Origin of the sequence: Paenibacillus sp. AR247 (assembly GCF_002968895.1) — a bacterium.
In the GTDB taxonomy this organism is placed as follows: Bacteria; Bacillota; Bacilli; order Paenibacillales; family Paenibacillaceae; genus Paenibacillus_AQ; species Paenibacillus_AQ favisporus.
This window is the reverse complement of record NZ_PCZT01000022.1, coordinates 1-2,932: the sequence shown is the minus strand read 5'-3', so window position 1 is coordinate 2,932 and position 2,932 is coordinate 1. Positions and strand designations below refer to the sequence as shown.

Sequence of the window (2,932 nt, the reverse complement as noted above, 5' to 3'; positions counted from 1 at the left end):
TGGTTAAGCTACTAAGAGCACACGGAGGATGCCTAGGCGCTAGGAGCCGATGAAGGACGTGGCGAACAACGATACTGCCTCGGGGAGCTGTAAGCAAGCTTTGATCCGGGGATGTCCGAATGGGGAAACCCGGCTGATGTAATAGTCAGTCACTCATAACTGAATACATAGGTTATGGTGAGGCATACCAGGGGAACTGAAACATCTAAGTACCCTGAGGAAGAGAAAACAAGAGTGATTCCGTCAGTAGCGGCGAGCGAACGCGGAACAGCCTAAACCGGTCAGCTTGCTGGCCGGGGTTGTGGGACGTCTCACATGGAGTTACAAAGGAACTGGTTAGGCGAAGAGGTCTGGAAAGGCCCGGCATAGAAGGTAAAAGCCCTGTAGCCGAAAGTCAGTTCCCTCCGAGACGGATCCCGAGTAGTGCGGGGCACGTGAAACCCCGTATGAATCTGGCAGGACCATCTGCTAAGGCTAAATACTCCCTAGCGACCGATAGTGAAACAGTACCGTGAGGGAAAGGTGAAAAGCACCCCGGAAGGGGAGTGAAATAGAACCTGAAACCGTGTGCTTACAAGAAGTCAGAGCCCTGTTTATGGGTGATGGCGTGCCTTTTGTAGAATGAACCGGCGAGTTACGTTCCCGTGCAAGGTTAAGGTGAGAAGCCGGAGCCGCAGCGAAAGCGAGTCTGAATAGGGCGATGTAGTACGTGGACGTAGACCCGAAACCGTGTGATCTACCCCTGTCCAGGGTGAAGGTGCGGTAACACGCACTGGAGGCCCGAACCCACGAATGTTGAAAAATTCGGGGATGAGGTGGGGGTAGCGGAGAAATTCCAATCGAACTCGGAGATAGCTGGTTCTCCCCGAAATAGCTTTAGGGCTAGCCTCGGTGAATAGAGTCGTGGAGGTAGAGCACTGATTGGGTGCGGGGCCCGCAAGGGTTACCAAGCTCAGTCAAACTCCGAATGCCATAGACTTGTAACCGGGAGTCAGACAGTGAGTGCTAAGATCCATTGTCAAAAGGGAAACAGCCCAGACCATCAGCTAAGGTCCCCAAGTGTGTGTTAAGTGGGAAAGGATGTGGAGTTGCACAGACAACCAGGATGTTGGCTTAGAAGCAGCCACCATTGAAAGAGTGCGTAATAGCTCACTGGTCGAGTGACTCTGCGCCGAAAATGTAACGGGGCTAAACACACCACCGAAGCTATGGCTTGATGCGTATGCATCAGGGGTAGGGGAGCGTTGTATACAGCGTTGAAGGTATACCGTAAGGAGTGCTGGAGCGTATACAAGTGAGAATGCCGGTATGAGTAACGAAAAGATCAGTGAGAATCTGATCCGCCGAAAGCCCAAGGTTTCCTGAGGAAGGCTCGTCCGCTCAGGGTAAGTCGGGACCTAAGGTGAGGCCGACAGGCGTAATCGAAGGACAACAGGTTGAAATTCCTGTACCACCGTAAACCGTTATGAGTGATGGGGTGACGCAGGAGGGTAGTGACGCGAGCTGATGGATGCTCGTCCAAGCAGTGAGGCTGGTGTGTAGGCAAATCCGCACACTATTAAGGCTGGGCTGTGATGGGGAGGGAAAATTATAGTACCGAAGGTCATGATCTCACACTGCCAAGAAAAGCCTCTAACCAGGTGAAGGTGCCCGTACCGCAAACCGACACAGGTAGGCGAGAAGAGAATTCTAAGGCGCGCGGAAGAACTCTCGTTAAGGAACTCGGCAAAATGACCCCGTAACTTCGGGAGAAGGGGTGCCCCGGTAGTGTGAATAGCACGAGGGGGCCGCAGTGAAAAGGCCCAAGCGACTGTTTAGCAAAAACACAGGTCTGTGCGAAGCCGCAAGGCGAAGTATACGGGCTGACGCCTGCCCGGTGCTGGAAGGTTAAGGGGAGCGGTTAGGGAGCAATCCCGAAGCTGTGAACCGAAGCCCCAGTAAACGGCGGCCGTAACTATAACGGTCCTAAGGTAGCGAAATTCCTTGTCAGGTAAATTCTGACCCGCACGAATGGCGTAACGACTTGGGCGCTGTCTCAACGAGAGATCCGGTGAAATTTTAATACCTGTGAAGATGCAGGTTACCCGCGACAAGACGGAAAGACCCCATGGAGCTTTACTGCAGCTTGATATTGGATTTGGGTACGATCTGTACAGGATAGGTGGGAGCCTTTGAAACCTGAGCGCCAGCTTGGGTGGAGGCGCCGTTGGGATACCACCCTGATCGTATCTAGGTTCTAACCTGGTACCGTAATCCGGTATGGGGACAGTGTCAGGTGGGCAGTTTGACTGGGGCGGTCGCCTCCTAAAGAGTAACGGAGGCGCCCCAAGGTTCCCTCAGAATGGTTGGAAATCATTCGAAGAGTGCAAAGGCAGAAGGGAGCTTGACTGCGAGACCTACAAGTCGAGCAGGGACGAAAGTCGGGCTTAGTGATCCGGTGGTACCGCATGGAAGGGCCATCGCTCAACGGATAAAAGCTACCCTGGGGATAACAGGCTTATCTCCCCCAAGAGTCCACATCGACGGGGAGGTTTGGCACCTCGATGTCGGCTCATCGCATCCTGGGGCTGAAGTAGGTCCCAAGGGTTGGGCTGTTCGCCCATTAAAGCGGTACGCGAGCTGGGTTCAGAACGTCGTGAGACAGTTCGGTCCCTATCTGTCGTGGGCGTAGGAAATTTGAGAGGAGCTGTCCTTAGTACGAGAGGACCGGGATGGACGTACCGCTGGTGCACCAGTTGTTCCGCCAGGAGCATGGCTGGGTAGCTACGTACGGACGGGATAAGCGCTGAAAGCATCTAAGCGTGAAGCCCCCCTCAAGATGAGATTTCCCAGTATGTAAGACCCCTTGTAGACGACGAGGTAGATAGGTTGGAGGTGGAAGTGCAGCAATGCATGGAGCTGACCAATACTAATCGGTCGAGGGCTTATCCAA

At 53.8% G+C, this 2,932-nt stretch carries 1 rRNA gene; it reads left to right on the top strand.

The annotated features are described in order from the left end of the window. Position 1: 1 nt before the first annotated feature. A 23S ribosomal RNA gene (locus tag CPT76_RS29005) occupies positions 2-2,932 on the top strand.